The sequence below is a fragment of the Aliiglaciecola sp. M165 genome (genome assembly GCF_007197995.1).
GTDB lineage: Bacteria > Pseudomonadota > Gammaproteobacteria > Enterobacterales > Alteromonadaceae > Aliiglaciecola.
This window is the reverse complement of sequence record NZ_VKKH01000004.1, coordinates 458,106-477,689: the sequence shown is the minus strand read 5'-3', so window position 1 is coordinate 477,689 and position 19,584 is coordinate 458,106. Positions and strand designations below refer to the sequence as shown.

The window sequence follows — 19,584 nt, the reverse complement described above, 5'->3', positions numbered from 1 at the left end:
CTACTGCATCAAAAATGAGCCACCAAAAGTGACCGTTCTGTTTCAATTGAGTCAGGACTTATCAGGTTGCCACCAAAAGCACGATAGATCTCAATTATGTTTGAGAACACTATGGCTTGAGTTTGGGCTAGATTGTCTTTCGCTGCCAAGACCGAGCGCTCTGCGTCTAATAGCACGAGTAAATCAATTGAGCCTGCATCGTATTGAAGTTGAGCAAGATTAAGCGCTTTTTCACTTGCGTCGACTTGCATCTCCAATAAATTTAACTGCTTTTGACTTTGGGTATACACCTGCAAGGCGGTTTGGGCTTCGTTAAGTGCATCCAATACGGTTCGTTCGAATTGCGCTGCAGCGGCTTTGATATTGGCGTCAGCAGTATCGATTCTGGCGTCTACTGAATCTAAATCAAAGGCTGGCCAGCTAATACTCGGAGCAATTGACCAAGCTTTGGTTTGGTTACCCAAATTTGCGATATCACCGGACAAAAAACCAACAAAGCCACTGACGCTGATGTCCGGATATAAGCTAGCTGTTTCAAAACCAAGTTGACTGTTAGCTGCGGCAAGTTGACGTTCAGCTGCGTAAACATCAGGCCGACGTTTGAGCAACGCTTGGCTGGTACCAATGGCGATAGGGCGCTTGATGGATAGCGAACGAATGTTGCTTTTTAGCGAGAAGGCTTCATCAGAAAACAATGAAAGCGACCTATCATTTGGCGACAATCCCGCGAGAGCTAATAGGGTATTTGTCACCCTTGCTTGCTGAGCTTTTAATCCTGGAATACTGGCTTCTACCCCTTTTACCTGTGATTGGATACGCAATAAATCTAGCTCGGAAGAAAAGCCAGCATCGAGCCGAGCTTGAATAACCGCTTCAGTCTTAGTCAGACTTTGCACATTTTGTTGCGCAACCAGAGTGCGAGCTTGCAACGCTTTGAGCTCGCCGAATAAAGCCGTCGTTTGAGCAATTAAGTTAACTTTCACCTCTTGCCAGGCGTATTCCTGTTGTTTGGCATTGGCTTTAGCGGCGCGCGCGGCATACTCCAATTTATTGAACAAATCCAAACTCCAGCGAAGATCCGCGCCTGCCCGGTAAGTGCGGGTATTCACTCGTTGATCAGATAATCCAGGTACAGCCTGATCTTGGGCAGTGTAAGACGCACCAACGTCACCTTGAATGCTGTTGTTATTGTCAGTATCGCGAAACACGGCATAAGCGGCGTCAACGTTAGCACGGGCTATTTTTAAAGATGGATTCTGCTTCAACGTGAGTGCAATTAGCTGATCTAAATCCTGATCGTCGAAATTTTTCCACCATTGCAGCTGTTGTGCGGCTATATCAACATTGTGCTTAGTGATACTGCTTGACACCAACGACGTTGCTTCTAACGGCGATTGATAGTCAGCAACAACGTTGGCACAACCGGCCAGTGTCAGAGATGCCATTAATACACTTATGGCTAAGGACTTTTTAAGCTGCATGGCGGTTCTCCTCTGAGTTTTCATTGAAGGTTGACGGATTGTTTGTTAATTCGTCCTTGTTGGCCGATGAGCGGCGTACGAGGTGATAGAATACTGGGGTAAGTACTAAGCCAAAGATGGTTACGCCAATCATGCCTGAGAACACAGTGATCCCCATGGCTTCGCGCATTTCAGCGCCCGCACCACTTGAGAAGGCCATAGGGACTACGCCCATGATAAACGCAAAAGATGTCATTAATATTGGGCGCAAGCGCAGGCGAGTAGCCTCCATCAGTGCGTCCATTAATTTCAGTCCTTGCTCTTCTTTTTCCTTGGCAAACTCGACAATCAAAATGGCATTTTTAGTGGCAAGGCCAACCAGCACAATCAATCCTATCTGGGTAAAGATATTGTTGTCTCCTCCCGAGAGGATCACGCCTGTCATGGCAGATAAGAGCGTCATAGGTACAATCAAGATAATGGCCAAAGGCAGACTTAAACTTTCGTATTGAGCGGCCAACACTAGGAAAACCAGTAACACGACCAACGGGAACACCAACAACGCGGTATTGCCTGCCAAGATTTGCTGGTAAGTAAGATCTGTCCACTCATAGCTCATACCAATGGGCAGGGTTTCATCCAATATTTTTTCGATTGCCGCTTGCGCTTCACCAGAGCTGAAACCCGCAGCGGGTGCACCGTTGATTTCTGCAGTTTTAAAGCCGTTGTAGTGCATAACGCGATCCGGCCCTGCAACATACTCCACGTTGACAAATGAGCCGAGTGGGATCATATCACCATTGGCATTGCGGACTTTCAATTGGGCAATTTGCTCTGGCTCTTGACGGAAGCTATCTATGGCTTGCACATTGACTTGGTAAGTGCGACCAAATTGATTGAAATCGTTCACATACAAAGACCCAAGATAGACCTGCATGGTTGAGAATATGTCGTTTATTGCCACACCTTGTGCTTTGGCTTTGTCACGATCAATTTCAACATCAAGTTGAGGAACGTTCACCTGATAGCTGGAAAAAATGCCGGTTAGTTCAGGAGTAGCCCAGGCTTTTTGCAGCACTTCCTGCGTGACACCATAAAGCGCATCATAACCAAGGTTTGCTTTGTCCTGAATTTGTAGTCTGAAACCACCAATTGTGCCGAGTCCTTGCACGGGTGGGGGCGGGAAGATGGCGATAAATGCATCTTGGATAGCACCAAATTGTTGTCCTAATTGACCTGCAATTGCATCGGCTGACAATTCGTCTGTGGTGCGTTCATCAAAGTCTTTCAATGTGACAAATACAATACCGCTTGAAGGACTGTTGGTGAAACCATTGATATTCAATCCTGGAAAGGCAACCGCTGATTCAACACCAGGGTGCTCAAGTGCAATCCGTGACATTTCGCGGATCACATCCTCAGTGCGGTCCAGCGACGATGCATCAGGTAACTGTGCAAAAGACACTAAATACTGTTTGTCTTGGCTTGGTACATAACCTGTTGGAGTTGCCGCAAACTGTTGATAGGTCAGGGCTAATAATCCTGCATACAAGACCATCACAATGCCACTTGAGCGCACAACTTTTTTGACTGTGAAACTATAGGCTTTTTCACCGCGGTTAAACAAACGATTGAAGGGTTTGAATAACCAGGTTGAAAAGGTCTTGTCCATGGCGCGAGTCAGCCAGTCTTGACTCTCAGATTTAGGTTTGAGCAACAAAGCTGACAGCGCAGGGCTTAAGGTCAATGAATTAAACGCAGAAATAAACGTGGAAATAGTAATGGTCAATGCAAACTGTTTATAAAATTGTCCAGTTAAACCAGACATAAACGCTGTAGGAATAAAGACTGCTGCCAATACCAAGGTTGTCGCAACGATAGGGCCAGTGACTTCTTTCATGGCCTTTTGTGTGGCTTCAAGGGGGCTTAATCCTTCTTCGATATTACGTTCTACATTTTCCACCACCACAATGGCATCATCCACGACTATGCCGATGGCCAAAACTAACCCAAACAAAGACAGCGCGTTTAGCGAAAATCCCATCATATGCATTACTGCAAAAGTACCAACCAAGGATACGGGCACTGCTACTAATGGGATGATGGAAGCACGCCAAGTTTGCAAAAACAAGATAATGACGATAACGACCAATAACACCGCTTCAAGAAGGGTTTTAACAACCGCTTCAATGGAGCCGCGCACAAATACAGTAGGGTCATAAACGATCGAATAATCAACACCTTGTGGAAAGGTCTTTTTCAGCTCAGCCATGGTGGCGCGAACATTATCGGAAATCTCAATCGCATTTGAGCCGGGACTTTGGAAAATAGGCAAAGCAACGGCTTGTTTATTGTTTAACAACGAACGAAGAGCATAAAAATCAGAACCTAGCTCAACGTTTGCAACGTCTTTCAAACGACTAATTTGACCGTTCTCGCCGACTTTGACAATGATATTGCCAAACTCTTCTTCGCTGCTTAAACGCCCCTTAACATTAATTAAAAGCTGAAATTCATTGCTGCCAGTTGGTTGCGCACCCAGGCTACCTGCGGCTGCTTGTTGGTTTTGTTCCTGAATTGCGTTTACCACATCCATGGCACTTAGATTCAGTGCAGCGACTTTTTCTGGATCTAACCAGACACGCATGCTGTATTCCCCAGCACCAAAAAGTTGTACATCGCCAACCCCATCAATGGCATTGAGTTGGTCTTTGACATTCAAATGAGCGTAATTAGACAGATACAACATGTCATATTCTTCACTTGGTGAAGTCAGGTGAACTACCATGGTCAAATCAGGAGAAGATTTTTGTGTGACTACCCCTAAACGTTGCACAACTTGAGGTAAACGAGGCAACGCACGGTTAACGCGGTTTTGAACCAAGGTTTGTGATTTATCAACGTCACTGCCAATGGCGAAGGTAACGGTTAGCGTCATTCGGCCGTCTGAGGTTGCTTGAGAAGACATGTATAACATGTTCTCTGTGCCCTGAATTTCCTGCTCTAGGGGGCCCGCAACGGTGTCGGCGATCACTTTGGGATTGGCGCCGGGGTAGTTCGCAGTCACCACCACTGTTGGTGGCACTACTTCAGGGTATTCTGTGATGGGCAATTGCCACACAGCAATGGCACCACCGATAAAAATCAAAATAGAAAGCACTGCTGCAAAAATGGGGCGATGGATGAAATATTGTGAGAAGTTCATTTTAGCCTCCGATGTTTGCTCGTGCGATGTTTTTCAGCGCCTTGTCAGACGCATCAGCTAGCTGACCTGCGTTGCGAGCGGCATCGATACGTTGTTGTTGGGCGAGAAGCTGTGCAATCACTTCTTCTGAAGCCATTTGGGTGAATTCAGGTGACACCGGGCTACCAGGACGAACACGTTGCAAACCCTTGACGACAATCTTTTCGCCAGCATTCAAACCAGATTTGATAATACGCAGGCCATTAAGCTTTTCGCCTAGTTCCACTTTGCGATATTGCACGGTGTTTTTATCGTCTAGTACCAAGACAAATTTGTTATTCAGGTCGGTAGAGATAGCTCGGTCATTGATCAATATACCGTCATAAGAAGCACTGCCGACCAATTTGATACGGGCAAACAAACCAGGAATTAACGTCCCGTCTTGGTTGTCAAATACCGCGCGGCCCCGAATGGTTCCTGTGGTTTGATTAACCGTGTTATCAACAAAATCAATCACACCTTGGTAGGGGTAATCGTTGTCAGAAGCTAACGCCATATACACGGGATTTGCTGTATCACGTGAGCTTGGGCGATCGCCATCTTTGGCCAGTTTGCTGTACTTTAAATAGGTCTGTTCATCTGCATCAAAATACGCATACACTTCTTTGGTCGACACTATGGTAGTTAACAAGCTGTCACCAGCGTTAACGTAGTTGCCGCGGGTGATGAGCGCATTTGAAACACGACCTGTAATCGGTGCCTCCACACGTGTATAGCTTAAATTGAGCTTGGCGATATCCAATTGCGCGCTGACCGAATCCACATTGGATTTAGCTTGTTGCAAGCTTGCAGAGCGACTATCAAGTAATTCAACAGATATCGCATTTTTGCTGACTAGCTCTTTGGCTCGCTTGAATTCTTTTTGCGCCAAATCGAACTGACTTTTGGCATTGCCAAGTGATGCTTTTAGGCGTTTGACTTCTGCTTTAAATGGGCGATTATCGATAAAGAATAAAGGGGTTCCTACTTCAACAATACTACCTTCTTCAAAGGCAATAAAATCGATGTAACCTGAAACACGGGGGCGCAAGTCTACGGTTTGCGGTGCTTGAATGCGGCCAGTAAATTCGTCCCATTCAGTGAGCCGTTGATTAACCACTTCAGCGACTGTGACTTGTGGGGCGGCTTGCTGGGATGACTGCTGAGCTACGTCATCAACAGGGACACATGCACTTAAAAATAACATGGCACTTGCTGCTGCCAGTCCCAACCAATTATTCAATATTAAATGGGTTTTTGGGGTTCTCATCGGGTTAGCTCCTCAACTAATTTATTTGACGGAGCTAAGTATGGGTGTCTAGAATGAATAAAAAAAATTATAAAAATATATGGAACACATTTTTTAAAGTGATGTATTGGTGTGCATGCTTGTTCTTGCAGGGCGTGTAATGAGAATTAAGAAAGGTGAAACAATGCGACCCCAAGATCTTAACCTGTTGATGGTATTTGATGCGGTGATGACTGAAAAGTCTATAACCCGAGCGGCCGACAGGCTAGCCATGACTCAACCTGCCGTATCCAATGCGGTGAGCAGAATGCGCGTAGCCTGGAAAGATGAAGTATTTGTTAAAGATGGGCGAAACATTCAACCCACGTTGTTTGCACAAAATTTGTGGGGACAAATTAAAGAGCCGCTCATAAGTCTTTCGGATGCGGTGGATCCCAAGAGTTTTGATCCCGCAACAGCAAGAAGAACCTTTCGCGTTGCGATCACCGACATTGTGGCCCACATTGCATGGCCCAGTCTAAGGTGCATTATAGAGTCCGAAGCGCCTGGCATCGATATTCACGCCATCCCATATACCATCGTTAATACCGAACAAGTGTTAGAAGATGCTGAAGTAGATTTAGTGATCGGTGCCTCTGGTGCGATTTCTAGCGTGTTTCGCTCTGAGTTCATTTTCTCGCCCACATATTTTTGTGTAATGCGAAAAAACCATCCCCTTGCCAAACAAGATTTGAGCTTAGAAGAATTTGCAGCGGCAGATCATTTGCTTGTTTCTTTGTCGGGCGATACAACAGGCTATACGGATCAGGTGTTGATGCAGCATGGACTGACTAGACGAATTGCGGTAACGGTTAATCACTTTTCCGCTGTGACTAAGCTTATACAAACTAGCAACCTAATCAGCGTAGTACCATCAGTGGCTGTAACAGAAGCGATTATTGAAGACACCATTGCCGCAACAATGCCGCCTGTAGATGTGGCCCCACAGCAAGTCTCCTTTTTATGGCATAAGCGGCAAGATAGAGATAAAGGTCTTGCGTGGCTACGCAATCATCTCAAGCGTATCCTGATAGATAAAGTAGAAACGGAAACAAAAAAAGCCAAACTAAAATTGTGCGCGAACAACCCAGAAATTTGTCGCGACTCACGAGCTGAGTCTTTGCATGTCAGCAAAGCAGATTAAATAGTGAACTGCAATGTGTATGAGCAGTTGAATAAAAACAGCGACAATCTGCAGTGACAGCTCCTCATGAAGCCAATTCAAATTTGGCACCTGTTGTACACATTTAGTTACCTAATAATGACGTTGAAGAGCCATTAATTCACGTCGAATCGTCTGGTAATTTAATGCGGTAAAGACTATGGTTAAAGTAGCCTGGAGGTACTTATGAAGCAGTTTTTATCCCTTGTTGTGATGGCCATATTTATAACTGGCTGCAAGACGACCACTGAAACCACAGTGCAAGCTGATCTATTACTCAATGATCATGCATTTCCTGATTACGCTATTTATCACATTGAAACAGAAGACGAAATTTTTAAGCTAGACGACGACGCAGTTCGATTTGTTAGAGATGCTGTTGGCTCAATCAATGACCCGGTTGATAGAATGGAAACCTTGGTCAGAAAAATATTCGATCGTTCTGAGTTTAATCTTTTATACATGGGTAATGCCAACACTACAGCTACGCAAACATTCCACAATCGCGCCGCAAACTGTTTGTCTATGTCTATCATGACCTACTCTTTAGCAAAAACGGCGGGATTCAGTGTACGCTTTCAAGACATCAAAATTCCTGAGTACTGGACTCGCCGAGAAGGTTACAGCTTGTTGAACGGCCACATCAATTTGAGAATAGAGTCGAGAGATCCTGGGGTTATTCATTTGCTTAATGAAGGGTACGAAGTCGATTTCGATCCTCAAAACGTACGCAACAACTTTCCGAAAAAAATGGTTAACAAACGCACTGTGATGGCCATGTTTTATAACAACAAAGGAGCAGATGCGCTGCTATCTAACTCTTACACCAAAGCTTATGCGTATTTTAGAGCCGCCGCTCACTTAGCGCCAAATTTTGATTCAACCTGGGTCAATTTGGGTATTTTATACCGCATCCAAGAGCATTATGGCTCTGCTGAAATGGCTTACAACCAAGCATTAGCCATAGATGAAGAAAATCTGACGGCATGGGAAAACATGGCCTATTTGTACGAATTCACTGGCAGGCATGAAGAAGCTCGTTTAATCGCTTCAAAAGTGGAACGTAAACGTGATGACAACCCTTTTTATCACTTTATTCTTGGCGAGCAAGAATTTGATAATGGCAATATGCAGCTTGCGCTAAGACATTATCGTGACGCCCTAAAACTCGATAAAAGTAAGCATGAAATTTATTATGGTCTGGCAAAAACCTATTACGAAATGGGCGACATAACGCGCAGTCAAAGGTATTTCAAAAAAGCGCGGGACCGCTCACGAAATGGCCAGGACCAAGAGCGTTACCAAGGTAAATTAGACTTGTTAAGTCGTCGCAATGACTCGAGCACTTAGTGCATTAATTGCATGCCTGACATGCTTACAATTGAGCGCAAAAGCAAACGATTGCCGAAACTATCAGCACAATGACAGCATTAACGCGGAACTGCTGCTGACCGATTTGCGCGTCTTATCGTCAGATGATTTTCAAGGACGTAAAACGCAAACTGCCGGGGCAAAACTGGCAAGAGATTACATCGCTCAGCAACTGGCCCTTTATCAGGTGGCTCCCTTACCTAATCAAACGGACTATTTGCTGCCCTTCCACTATAAAAACGGCTTGACCAGTGTAGAAGGCATTAACGTTGCGGCTATGGTTGCAGGAACAGCCTTCTCGAATAAATACATCATAGTGACGGCTCACTATGATCATCTTGGCAAAAAAGGCGCCAAAGTGTTCAATGGTGCAGACGACAATGCATCTGGCGTTGCTGCACTATTGGCATTGGCTAGGTACACAGCAAAAAAACCACTAAAGCACTCAGTAATTTTTCTGGCAACGGATGCAGAAGAAAAAGGCCTTTTTGGGGCAAAGGGGTTTGTGCAAACTCCCCCAGTTGCCCTAGAAGATATTCGTTTCAACTTGAATTTGGATATGTTGTCGCAAAACAAAGGACGCAATCGGTTGTACATCTCTGGAGCGAGGTATTATCCAGAATTAGTGCCAGTCGTCGGTAAAAGCAAAGAACAAGCTGGATTATGTTTGGTTGACGGTCATCGTTCACAACAGCGCGGTTCGATCTACGCTTCTCGCAACAATTGGCGACAGGCCAGTGATCACGCGGCATTTGCTCGTGTCGGTATTCCTTATCTATTTATTGGTGTAACCGACCACCCTTATTATCACACTGTAAATGACACCTACGAACGAATCAATCCAGATTTTTATCGCGCAGCAGCAGAGACCAGCCTAACGGTATTACTGAATATGGACGCCCTGTCACCATGAAGTTGTACAAATTGGCTTACGCCTGTGCGATTTTGCCCGTCGTTAGTGTGCATATCACCCTTTTTACTGCCTATTTATTTGAAAATTTGCATGGCTGTAATCCGTATTGGCGTCAATGTCATTCAATTAGTGCGACAGGCCGGCAATACCCGGAGTTTTTTATTTTTAAAGGATTAATGATCCCGATCGCTGTGTTAATGATGGGCTATTGGTTTGCTTTACATCGGTGGTTAGGCTCGATTCAAGCCGCATCTATATCCTCGATAGGTCATAAGTGGATTTTGTGCTTGGGTGCCATTGCTGCTTTAGCCATGATTGTTTACACCGTGACATTGGGCGCAATTGGTGAGCCTTATGCCTTGGCTCGACGCATCGGTGTGATCCTCTTTTTTGCATTTAGCGCCTTTGCACATTTGCTGTTACTAAGAACGCTAAACCAATTACCGTTACTGGAACTTGGTCTAGAAGCAGATTACCAGCTGCTTTTTAGACTTTGCATAGGACTTATTGTTGTAGGGTGCGTCAGTGCTATCTTGGGATTTTTCTGGGATCTTTACCAATTCTGGGACAATGCCTTTGAATGGTGGTTCGCACTGTTACTAATGGGACAATTTTTCGTGGTGGGTAAAATGTGGCGCCGAACCACATTTACATTGTCGTTTTCCACGAATTAGTATCAAAAAAGCGCGTCGTGATAATTCACGACGCGCTATGAGTTCCTATCATCAGCAATACCAATGAATTAGGCGACGCCCAACTCTCTTAAGCGTTCTTTTAGGTAGGAATCTGCGGTATGCCTCTCTGAAAGCACAACATCCGGTCTTGGGTGTAAGAATAGTGGCAATGAGATCCTTGATTTACTCATATCTGCGCCGTCAGGATTGATAACCCGGTGCGTGGTAGATGGGAAATATTGGCCAGACGCTTCTTGCAACATGTCACCAATGTTGATGATCAAATTACCAAAGTCACTGGGAACATCGATCCATTGATCGCCTTTTCCTTGCACCTGCAAGCCAGGTTCGTTAGCTGCGGGCAATATGGTTAACAAGTTAATGTCTTCATGGGCGGCCGCGCGAATTGCATCAGGCTCTTCGTCTCCAGTGAGGGGAGGGTAGTGCAATATTCTTAGCAGTGTCTGTTCACTGTCTTTGATCATGTTAGACAATGGTTGACTGTATTTTTTGGCAACTTCAGCCGGCGAGTATTTTTCAACCCAACCTAATAGCTCCGCGGCGAGAGTCATGGCCGCCTGATAATAGTCTGCTAGTTCCTGTTTTAACTCAGGTGGGCACTTTCCCCATGGGTAGTAGTGGTAGTATTCCTTGATATCTTTTTTCTTAAACCCTTTCGCCGTTTCAGAAACTGTAATCGGAAAAAAACCATCTTGGGTCGCTTTGTCAAAAAGGTATTGTTCTTTTTCAGCTGAGTCGAAAAAGGACTGCCAGTTTTGGTAAATTGATGTGACGCTTTGCTTAGAGATCGGGTGATTTTTTAAAACACCAAACCCGGTAGCACGCAACGATTCAACAAACAATTTATCTGCACCGGGGGCGGCGTAATCAACGGCTTCTAATTTCATAATGTGTCCTGCATATAGCTGCCACTAAATGGCGTGGCAAAGTGATTCATAGTGCGAGCGATTTTGACATAGATTGACCCAAATCTTACTGATCTGGGTCAATGGCATGTTTTGTTAAAGCGAAACAAAAAGCCCTGCCAATGCGGCACTCATCAAATTAGACAAGGTCGCTGCGATAACCGCTTTTAAACCAAGTTGTGCGATTTCCTTACGTCGTGACGGAGCGATTGCACCAATACCACCCATTAGAATAGCAATGGACGAGAAGTTCGCGAATCCACACAAAGCAAAGGTAATAATTGCTTGAGATTTAACCGATAATTCTGCTTGGTATTTTACAAAATCCAAGTAAGCAACAAATTCGTTTACGACCATTTTTTGGCCAATAAAACTACCCGCTAAATTGGCTTCATTCCAGGGCACCCCTAGAGACCATGCAAGAGGCTGGAAGACATAGCCCAAAATCATCTGGAAGGTAAGTTGTTCCTGGCCAAATAAACCACCTATCCCACCAATGAGTCCGTTTAAAATGGCAATTAACGCAATAAATGCTAGCAGCATGGCGCCGACATTAACTGCTAGTTTAAGTCCATTTGCTGCGCCACTTGCTGCGGCGTCAAAGACATTGGCATAGTTATTATCGTCGGTCTGTAATTCATCAAGTTCGTTTTTAAACGATTGTGTCTCCGGCATGATGATTTTTGCCATCAATAATCCACCGGGTGCGGCCATGAAACTTGCCGCTAGCAGGTATTTAATTTCTACACCTAGTTGAGCGTAACCAACCATTACTGCACCAGCGATTGATGCCAACCCGCCAACCATGACAGCAAATAGCTCTGAACGCGTCATTTGCGGGATAAATGGTTTAACGACCAAAGGCGCTTCCGTTTGACCGACAAAAATGTTTGCGGCGGCTGACATGGATTCAGGGCGGCTGGTTTTCAATGCCAACTGCAACGCACCACCGATAAGGCGGATGACCCAGCTCATAATTCCAAGGTGGTACAACACCGCGATGAGAGAAGAAAAGAAAATAATGGCTGGCAACACATTAAATGCAAAAATAAATCCAAGAGACTTGTCACCGACCGGACCAAAAATAAAGTTAATCCCTTCTTGACCGTATTCCAACAAACGTTGCACGCCGGTGGAAAGCGTTAACAGAATATCTTTTCCTGCAGGTACGTAAAGAATAAATGCCCCCAGTGAGGCTTGAATCGCAAAAGCACCGCCGACCGTGCGCCAGTTTATTGATTTTCGATGCGCAGACAATCCGTAAGCTATGGCAATGAGAACAGCAACGCCAAGAATACCTATCATGAGTTTTCCTTTTTCTTATTATTTTTTTATTGTCTTGGGCAAGGCGTTAATTGTTACTCAACGCTTGCTGGATATGCGATTTTATCACGTCTAAAGCGATATAATTTTCGCCGCCTTGGGTCACAATCACGTCAGCAGTAAAACGACTTGGAGCAATAAACTGATGATACATGGGTTTTACTGTGCTTTCGTATTGATTAGCGACAGATTCCAATGTTCTTCCTCGCTCCGCTATATCTCGTTTAATTCGCCTAAGAAGGCAGATGTCTAGTGGTGTATCAACAAATATCTTCACATCGTACAATGCTTCGAGATCTGGGCTGGCCAATAACATGATGCCTTCAATGATGATCACCGGAGCAGATTCTAGCTGCTCGCGTTCTTTGAGTCGTGTATGGGTCTTATAACAATAGGTGGGGTAATCTATGGATTGCCCTTGTTTGAGCGCATTTAAATGCTCAACTAACAACTCATGTTCAAATGCTTTAGGGTGGTCATAGTTGTTCTTTTCTCTTTCATGCATAGGTAAGTGATCCTGTGCACGATAGTAATGATCTTCCCGCAAAACCTGAACTGGTCTGCCTTGCTGCTCAAACTCTTTGAGTAAATTTTCAGTAAAAAGTGACTTGCCTGAGCCAGAAGCACCTGCAATCGCAATAATGAGTGGGGAAGCCATGTCGACCTTAACGCAATGATAAACTGCTAAAAAGATACCAGTCATCAATAAAAAAGTCAGTCACAATGCTAAAAAAACCTGATAATAATCCGATATTAAATCGCCAAAACCAATACATTGACTAGCTGGTCAAGTACCTATGTGACTGTTTAGTCAGGAATTTGTTTTAAATACTCTGTTTTCAGATAGACCATTTGGTCAGGAAAGTAAATGAAACGTTACAGGGATGTGGCCTAGCGGTTAAAAAACAGATTAAATTTTATTGCTGACAGCTTGGTCATAAAAGTGTAATAATTAAGCTGGTACAATCTGTTTTAGTAAAATTAGTACCAATCTTTGTGAAGCAGCATAAAAGACTGTGAATAATATTGGCTTGACAGAAAAGAACACACTCTACTTTAGGAAACACACAATGTTTAAAAAATCTAAACTGAATCGCATTGCGATTGCAGTGGCCATGTCTGTTGGCATGTCAACTGCGGCAATGGCTCAGGAAACCACTGCTGGTATTGGCGGTACAGTTTTGACTGAATCGGGTCAGACTGTTGCGAATGCCTCAATTGTAATTACCGACAATCGTACTGGTTCAGCACGACAGCTATCAACAACTGACACAGGCCGTTATAACCTACGTGGTTTGCGTGTTGGCGGTCCATACACCGTAACTGTTTCAAGTGCTGCTGGAACAAGAACAGTTGAAAATGTTTACCTAACGTTGGGTGAAAACTTGGCGTTAAACTTGGCACTTGAGAGCCAAGAGCAAATCGAAAGCATCACAGTTACTGGTGCTCTAACTAACTCTGCTTACGGTGCGTCTGGCCCAGTTGCTAACTTCGGACTCGAAGACTTGCAAGCGGCTCCTGCGATTAACCGTGATATTAAAGACTTGGTAAGAATTGACCCTCGCGTATACATTGATGAAGCTTTTGGTGATTCAATCCAATGTGCGGGTGCAAGCTCACGTTTTAACAGCTTGACTATCGATGGTATCCGTACCAACGATAACTTTGGTCTAGGTAACAGCGGTTACCCTACCATTCGTTCTCCTTTCTCATATGATTCAATCGACCAGGTTGCTGTTGAATTGGCACCATTTGATGTTCAGTACGGTGGTTTTACCGCGTGTAACATCAACGCCGTAACCAAATCTGGTACTAACGAATTTACCGGTAGCGTGTTCTTCGATTACACAAACGATTCACTTCGTGGTGATGAGCTTGAAGGTGATAAGCTTCAAGTTGGTGCATTTAACGAGCGTCGTTATGGCTTCAACGTTGGTGGCCCAATCATCAAAGACAAATTGTTCTTCTTCACTTCTTACGAGAAGCTAGAAGGCTCAACATTGTTTGACCGTGGCGCTGCTGACTCTAACTCTGCCGTTAAAGTATTAGGTGTTTCTCAAGCTCAGCTTGATGAAATTCGCCAGATATCTAATGACCTTTATCAATACGATCCAGGTGCATTTGTTACAAGTCTTCCTGTAGAAGACGAAAAGATCATGGTTAAACTAGATTGGCAAATCAATGATGAACATCGTGCGTCTATTGTTTATAACTACAATGACGGCGACATCATTCGCGAATCTGACGGTGACTCTGATGAATTTGAATTCTCAAATCACTACTACAGACAGCGTGGTGAATTTGATTCATTGGTTGCGTCTTTGTACTCAGAATGGTCTGACGATTTCAGCACAGAAATTCGTATCGGCAAAGCTGATTTCGAAGCCTTTGTTGACCCATTAGGTGGCACTGAGTTTGGTGAAGTTCAAATCCGTACTGAAAATAATGGTTCACGTGCAACGGTTTATTTAGGCGCTGATGACTCACGTCACGCTAACAAACTTATCTACGGTAATGACACAATCAAGATTGCTGGTACGTACACTGTTGGTGACCACGTCATTACAGGTGGTTACGAATACGAAAACCTAGATGTGTTTAACTTGTTTATCCAAGAAGCTGAAGGTGAATACCGCTTCAGCTCTATCGAAGACTTCCGCGCTGGTACGCCAAACCGTATCACTTATGAGAATGCTGCAATCACTAACAACCCACAGGATGCTGGTGGTGAATTCTCTTATCAAATCAACACAGCTTACATTCAAGATGAATGGTATCTGATTGATTTGGATATGACGGTAACTTACGGTCTACGTTACGACTGGTACACCAGTGATGACGTGCCACCTGAAAACCCACTTGTTGAAGCAACTTACGGTTTCAGTAACCAACAGAACCTAGACGGTTTGAGTTTGTTGCAGCCGCGCCTTGGTGTGAACTGGTTGTATAACGATCAGCTTGAAATCCGTGGTGGTGTTGGCTTGTATTCAGGCGGTAACCCGAATGTTTGGATTTCTAATAACTATACCAACAACGGTATTATTCAATTAGAAAACCAGGATCGTTCAGGAACTTCAGTCTTTGACTTAAACTTCGTAGGTGGTGACGATCGTCCTATTTACGGTGTACCAGAAGATCTGTTTAATGCTGTTGCTGCTGGCGAAGGCCGTAACGGTGGTTTGAACATTCAGGACCCTGACTTTGAAATTCCTTCAGAGTGGAAATATGCCATTGGTGCAACCTACACCTTTGACGATGATTACGTGTTAATGGCTGATATTTTGTACACAGACAAAAAAGATGCAGCGATTATCCGTGATTTCTCTCGTTCATTGACGGGTACTAGAGCGCCAGATGGTCGTCCTATCTATGAAAGCGGTAACGGTCGTAGCCAAGATTTCGTATTGACTAATGTTCAAGGTGATTCTGGTGATTCAACTACAATCTCATTGGCACTAAGCAAGTCTTATGATTACGGTTTGGACTGGAGCTTGGCGTACGCTTATGTTGATTCACAAGACGTAAGCCCAATGACCAGCTCTGTTGCGTTCTCTAACTACATCAGCCCTGCTGTTAGTGATGCAGAGAACCCTGGTGTTGCGACCTCTAACTACGAGATCCCTCATCGTTTCACATTCCGTATGACATACACTACGGAATTCTTCGATGGTCTTGATACACGCTTCACATTGTTTGCGTCAGCCAACGAAGGTCGTCCGTTTAGTTATACATTTGACGGTGACCCTGGATTTGGCAGCTCTGTTGGTTTCATCGATCATAACTTGGTGTATATCCCAACTGAAAGTGACTCAAGTGTTGTCTATGGCGACGACTTCGACTTAGCTGGTTTCAATGCTTTCATCGACGAAGCTGGTTTAGCTCGCGGCGAAATCATGGCTCGTAACAGCCAAAACAGCGATTGGTGGACTAAAGTTGATATCAGAGTGAGCCAAGAGTTCCCTGGTTTCATGGATGGTCACAAAGGTGAAGCTTACCTATTGATCGAAAACTTTGGTAACTTCCTGAATGATGATTGGGGTGTATTGAGAGAAGCTAGCTTCCCACGTGCTCAAACTGTTGTTGATGCGTCTATTAACGAAGCAGGACAGTATGTTTACGAAGATTTCATTATCCCTGGTGGTCAAACAGTTGTTGCTGATGCATCACTTTATGAAATTCGTTTCGGTGTGAAGTACAGATTCTAAACTCGATTCATTTCTAACTTCAAAACCGGCCTTCATGGCCGGTTTTTTTTGACTCATTTCCATGCTTAACTCTTTATTAAGAACTATTAATGATAGTGAGTTGGTTTTTTAACCCACACGTCCTAGAGTGGAACGGTTAGATTGTGAGGAGATGCAAATGCTCAAAAGACACTTTTTATGGCTCGTTTATGGGGTTTTTGTTGCCTTGGCGATAATATTTAAAACCCAAGAGCCGTTATTTTTCAGTTCCGGCCCTTATGCCTTAGGCAAGCCCGTTTTATGGTTAGTGCTATTTGCATTTCTTGCTTACTCGCTCTATTGCCATGTTCATGAAGACTTTTTTCAAACCATGAAAAAAACCGGTAAATACCATTGGACTAAGCAAATTGGTGTTGATCTGTATATTGGGGTGGGATTGGTTGGTTACGTGATTTTTCTCAATCAGGGAGCGGTAGTGCTGGCACTATGGCTAATACCTTTACTTATTTATGCGAACCTCGCAACGTTGCTTTATTTAGCGATGAATTATGATTCAATAGTTTCTACGGTGGTGAAATCTACTCAGTAACTGTCCTTGGCACTATATCCGCCGGTCGATGAGTCCGGAAGCCCGATTCTAAAAACTTCCTAAGACTTATCGATATCAAACGTTTTCAAAAAGCGCCTCAACTTTGTGCAGTGTTTCTTCAATCTGGCTAACATCGGCTGGTGCGATAAATATGGTGTCGTCTCCTGCAATTGTGCCCAAAACACCGTCTTTTTGGCTCAACGAATCCAACAATCTGGCGATTAGCTGTGCGGCTCCCGGGCTGGTACGGATGATGACCATAACATTGTTATGCACGATATCTAAAACTAACTGACGAAGTGGACTTTTTGCTGTTGGCATGCCCATTTCAGGAGGCAAACAATAAACCATATCGCCTCGGGCGTTGCGTGTGCGCACGGCGCCAAACTTACTTAGCATGCGCGAGACTTTGGATTGACTAATGCTGCCAAATCCTTGATCTTTTAACGCTTCAACGATCCCACCTTGCGAACCAAAACTTTCAGTCTTGAGAATCTCTTTAAATGCCTTAATTAATTCTTCTTGTTTATTGTTTGACATAAGTCTCTCTCTTTAACCTGTATAAACTCAATCCTCGATTCGCACCGCTATCTATCTTTGTCTCTATGTTGTCCAGTTTTCGTTTTGAGCGATTAGATAACATAATTCTCGCCTCGAAAGGGAAAAAATCACTACACTTACCAATAAAAGACCCATATCAATATGACGAGAACTGCAATTTTATTGATTAAGCGTTGAAAAACTATGCGATGCCGACATTTCTCATCCAGAATTGAGGCTACATAGTGTGACATAAAGTTCACATCCTCGGTAGTTTAAAGTGATTTGAATCAAGGCGTTGAATAATACTTTTGATGCCCCAATATCTATCAACGTTGGCGTTGCTGCAAAACTACTCAGCAAAGGTCAACATTTTCCAGTATTCATCTTAACAATTTGTAATTTTGCGCGGCTTGCATTAGTGTTTGCCGATTCAATCTGACCTTCTCACAGGAGACAACTATGAAAGTAGCAGTATTAGGTGCTGCAGGCGGTATCGGCCAAGCCTTATCCCTTTTGTTAAAAACTCAACTTCCTGCAGGCTCTGAACTTGCACTCTATGATGTCGCGCCAGTCGTTCCCGGTGTAGCGGTAGATCTTAGCCATATTCCCACTGACGTTAAGGTGGAAGGGTTTGGTAAAGATGATCTGGACAAAGCCTTGCAAGGTTCAGACATTGTGCTGATCCCCGCTGGTGTGCCACGTAAACCTGGCATGGACCGTTCCGATCTATTCAATATTAACGCAGGCATCGTTAAAAACCTCGTAGAAGGCATTGCTGACAATTGCCCCAATGCGTGTACATGTATCATCACCAACCCAGTGAATACGACCGTTGCAATTGCAGCGGAAACGCTCAAAGCGAAAGGCGTTTATGACAAAAACAAGTTATTTGGTGTAACGACTTTGGATGTGATCCGCGCCGAAACCTTTGTTGCGGAATTGAAAGGTCTTAATACTGCAAGTGTTCACGTACCCGTAATAGGTGGTCACTCAGGGACAACAATTCTTCCACTGCTATCTCAAGTTGAGGGTGTCAGTTTTACCGATGAAGAAGTTGCAAGTCTGACTCACCGTATCCAAAACGCAGGTACGGAAGTGGTAGAGGCTAAAGCTGGTGGCGGTTCAGCAACATTGTCAATGGGGCAAGCTGCTGCGCGCTTCTGCTTGTCTTTGGTCGCTGCTATGAAAGGCGACAATGTAGTTGAGTATACCTATGTAGAAACCAACAGCGATGATGCAGTGTTTTTCTCGCATCCGGTGCGTTTAGGTGCCAATGGTGTTGAAGAGATCTTACCTTATGGCAAGCTTAGCGATTTTGAACAAAATGCCAAAGAATCCATGCTTGATGGTTTGCGCGGTGATATCGAGTTAGGGGTTAAGTTCGTAAACGGCTAACTTTTGACGAAATGTTCATTTAAAAAAAAACCAGCCGAGGCTGGTTTTTTTATGCTTGAATAAAATTTGAATCAGAACTGGCCGTTTAGCCATTCTAGCGCGTCGGCTTTATCATCAAAAAAACGGTAATGCTCACCCGCTTGGTCATAAATTTGTCCAAGGTGTCCTTTTGCAAACGACGGCAGATTAGCGTCGGCAACAACAACGGCAGTCGCTTTACGATTTTTTAGTTTTTCCTGTTTGACAAGTTCGGTTAACTTTTTTGCTGCATCGGGCAGGTACGCCGTATCGCCATGCATGATACACAATACGCCCCATGGCGCCTTGTAAAGCTCATCAAGAATACTTTTGGCAGAATCACCTGCTGATTCCAACATTTCAATATTCCAGGGGCCAGTACCCTCTATCAATAGTATGTTGCCGAGCTTTTCAGCTTTTAGATGCCCATGGCTTGCGAACTTCATTCCATCAAATCTTGTTTTTAAGAAACTAAGTGAGTACTCGGATTATATAGTTAGTACTCACTTAGTCAA

15 protein-coding genes are annotated in these 19,584 nt (G+C 44.2%); 7 read left to right on the top strand and 8 right to left on the bottom strand.

The window, feature by feature from the left end; all coding sequences use genetic code 11:
• Positions 1-8: 8 nt before the first annotated feature.
• From FM019_RS09415 to FM019_RS09405, 3 genes are read right to left on the bottom strand one after another with little or no spacing between them, the layout of a single operon-like run.
• Positions 9-1,481, bottom strand: a complete 1,473-nt coding sequence (locus FM019_RS09415) for an efflux transporter outer membrane subunit (RefSeq protein WP_185969239.1) — start codon at positions 1,479-1,481, stop codon at positions 9-11.
• Positions 1,471-4,665: an efflux RND transporter permease subunit gene (locus FM019_RS09410; RefSeq protein ID WP_143835655.1), complete on the bottom strand. Its 3,195-nt coding sequence runs from the start codon at positions 4,663-4,665 to the stop codon at positions 1,471-1,473. Before FM019_RS09410 ends, FM019_RS09415 begins: the two co-directional genes overlap by 11 nt.
• A 1-nt stretch (position 4,666) precedes the next feature.
• Positions 4,667-5,953 (bottom strand): efflux RND transporter periplasmic adaptor subunit, encoded by a 1,287-nt coding sequence (locus FM019_RS09405; protein ID WP_143835654.1) that lies wholly within the window; start codon positions 5,951-5,953, stop codon positions 4,667-4,669.
• A 139-nt stretch (positions 5,954-6,092) separates the two neighbouring features.
• On the opposite strand from FM019_RS09405, the gene FM019_RS09400 reads away from it, so the two are divergent.
• From FM019_RS09400 to FM019_RS09385, 4 genes are all read left to right on the top strand, one after another.
• Positions 6,093-7,115: a LysR family transcriptional regulator gene (locus FM019_RS09400; protein WP_260681585.1), complete on the top strand. Its 1,023-nt coding sequence runs from the start codon at positions 6,093-6,095 to the stop codon at positions 7,113-7,115.
• A gap of 204 nt (positions 7,116-7,319) precedes the next feature.
• On the top strand, positions 7,320-8,483 hold the full coding sequence (locus FM019_RS09395; RefSeq protein ID WP_143835653.1) for a tetratricopeptide repeat protein: 1,164 nt from the start codon (positions 7,320-7,322) through the stop codon (positions 8,481-8,483).
• Positions 8,467-9,417, top strand: a complete 951-nt coding sequence (locus FM019_RS09390; protein WP_143835652.1) for a M28 family peptidase — start codon at positions 8,467-8,469, stop codon at positions 9,415-9,417. Before FM019_RS09395 ends, FM019_RS09390 begins: the two co-directional genes overlap by 17 nt.
• Positions 9,414-10,091, top strand: a complete 678-nt coding sequence (locus tag FM019_RS09385; RefSeq protein ID WP_143835651.1) for a hypothetical protein — start codon at positions 9,414-9,416, stop codon at positions 10,089-10,091. The genes FM019_RS09390 and FM019_RS09385 overlap by 4 nt, the downstream gene beginning before the upstream one ends.
• Positions 10,092-10,159: 68 nt before the next feature.
• Here FM019_RS09385 and FM019_RS09380 read toward each other — a convergent pair whose 3' ends face one another.
• The 3 genes from FM019_RS09380 to udk all read right to left on the bottom strand — a co-directional run bounded on the left by FM019_RS09380 (position 10,160) and on the right by udk (position 12,998).
• Positions 10,160-10,999 (bottom strand): 2OG-Fe(II) oxygenase family protein, encoded by an 840-nt coding sequence (locus FM019_RS09380; RefSeq protein ID WP_143835650.1) that lies wholly within the window; start codon positions 10,997-10,999, stop codon positions 10,160-10,162.
• A gap of 114 nt (positions 11,000-11,113) precedes the next feature.
• On the bottom strand, positions 11,114-12,322 hold the full coding sequence (locus FM019_RS09375; RefSeq protein ID WP_143835649.1) for a NupC/NupG family nucleoside CNT transporter: 1,209 nt from the start codon (positions 12,320-12,322) through the stop codon (positions 11,114-11,116).
• A 46-nt stretch (positions 12,323-12,368) separates the two neighbouring features.
• Positions 12,369-12,998 (bottom strand): uridine kinase, encoded by a 630-nt coding sequence (udk, locus tag FM019_RS09370; protein WP_143835648.1) that lies wholly within the window; start codon positions 12,996-12,998, stop codon positions 12,369-12,371.
• Positions 12,999-13,410: 412 nt separating this feature from the next.
• Here udk and FM019_RS09365 point away from each other — a divergent pair, with 412 nt between their 5' ends.
• A complete protein-coding gene (locus tag FM019_RS09365) occupies positions 13,411-16,545 on the top strand; it encodes a TonB-dependent receptor (RefSeq protein WP_143835647.1) in 3,135 nt (1,044 codons plus the stop codon).
• 157 nt (positions 16,546-16,702) lie between these two features.
• Complete coding sequence (locus FM019_RS09360) at positions 16,703-17,113, top strand: hypothetical protein (RefSeq protein ID WP_143835646.1); 411 nt, start codon at positions 16,703-16,705, stop codon at positions 17,111-17,113.
• A 75-nt stretch (positions 17,114-17,188) separates the two neighbouring features.
• On the opposite strand, the gene argR is transcribed toward FM019_RS09360, so the two are convergent.
• Positions 17,189-17,653 carry a transcriptional regulator ArgR gene (argR, locus tag FM019_RS09355; RefSeq protein WP_143835645.1) on the bottom strand — a complete coding sequence of 155 codons (465 nt, stop codon included), beginning with the start codon at positions 17,651-17,653 and terminating at the stop codon, positions 17,189-17,191.
• Positions 17,654-18,115: 462 nt separating this feature from the next.
• Between argR and mdh the strand changes: the two genes are divergently transcribed.
• On the top strand, positions 18,116-19,051 hold the full coding sequence (gene mdh / locus FM019_RS09350; RefSeq protein WP_143835644.1) for a malate dehydrogenase: 936 nt from the start codon (positions 18,116-18,118) through the stop codon (positions 19,049-19,051).
• Positions 19,052-19,122: 71 nt separating this feature from the next.
• Here the strand turns inward: mdh and FM019_RS09345 are convergent, their stop codons facing one another.
• Positions 19,123-19,515: a hypothetical protein gene (locus FM019_RS09345; protein ID WP_143835643.1), complete on the bottom strand. Its 393-nt coding sequence runs from the start codon at positions 19,513-19,515 to the stop codon at positions 19,123-19,125.
• Positions 19,516-19,584 lie beyond the last annotated feature (69 nt).

What these genes read in the sequence shown, in the direction of transcription:
- FM019_RS09415 (WP_185969239.1), bottom strand. Translation starts at nt 1,481, where the DNA reads ATGCAGCTTAAAAAGTCCTTAGCCATAAGTGTATTAATGGCATCTCTG.
- FM019_RS09410 (WP_143835655.1), bottom strand. Translation starts at nt 4,665, where the DNA reads ATGAACTTCTCACAATATTTCATCCATCGCCCCATTTTTGCAGCAGTG.
- FM019_RS09405 (WP_143835654.1), bottom strand. Translation starts at nt 5,953, where the DNA reads ATGAGAACCCCAAAAACCCATTTAATATTGAATAATTGGTTGGGACTG.
- FM019_RS09400 (WP_260681585.1), top strand. Translation starts at nt 6,093, where the DNA reads ATGAGAATTAAGAAAGGTGAAACAATGCGACCCCAAGATCTTAACCTG.
- FM019_RS09395 (WP_143835653.1), top strand. Translation starts at nt 7,320, where the DNA reads ATGAAGCAGTTTTTATCCCTTGTTGTGATGGCCATATTTATAACTGGC.
- FM019_RS09390 (WP_143835652.1), top strand. Translation starts at nt 8,467, where the DNA reads ATGACTCGAGCACTTAGTGCATTAATTGCATGCCTGACATGCTTACAA.
- FM019_RS09385 (WP_143835651.1), top strand. Translation starts at nt 9,414, where the DNA reads ATGAAGTTGTACAAATTGGCTTACGCCTGTGCGATTTTGCCCGTCGTT.
- FM019_RS09380 (WP_143835650.1), bottom strand. Translation starts at nt 10,999, where the DNA reads ATGAAATTAGAAGCCGTTGATTACGCCGCCCCCGGTGCAGATAAATTG.
- FM019_RS09375 (WP_143835649.1), bottom strand. Translation starts at nt 12,322, where the DNA reads ATGATAGGTATTCTTGGCGTTGCTGTTCTCATTGCCATAGCTTACGGA.
- udk (WP_143835648.1), bottom strand. Translation starts at nt 12,998, where the DNA reads ATGGCTTCCCCACTCATTATTGCGATTGCAGGTGCTTCTGGCTCAGGC.
- FM019_RS09365 (WP_143835647.1), top strand. Translation starts at nt 13,411, where the DNA reads ATGTTTAAAAAATCTAAACTGAATCGCATTGCGATTGCAGTGGCCATG.
- FM019_RS09360 (WP_143835646.1), top strand. Translation starts at nt 16,703, where the DNA reads ATGCTCAAAAGACACTTTTTATGGCTCGTTTATGGGGTTTTTGTTGCC.
- argR (WP_143835645.1), bottom strand. Translation starts at nt 17,653, where the DNA reads ATGTCAAACAATAAACAAGAAGAATTAATTAAGGCATTTAAAGAGATT.
- mdh (WP_143835644.1), top strand. Translation starts at nt 18,116, where the DNA reads ATGAAAGTAGCAGTATTAGGTGCTGCAGGCGGTATCGGCCAAGCCTTA.
- FM019_RS09345 (WP_143835643.1), bottom strand. Translation starts at nt 19,515, where the DNA reads ATGAAGTTCGCAAGCCATGGGCATCTAAAAGCTGAAAAGCTCGGCAAC.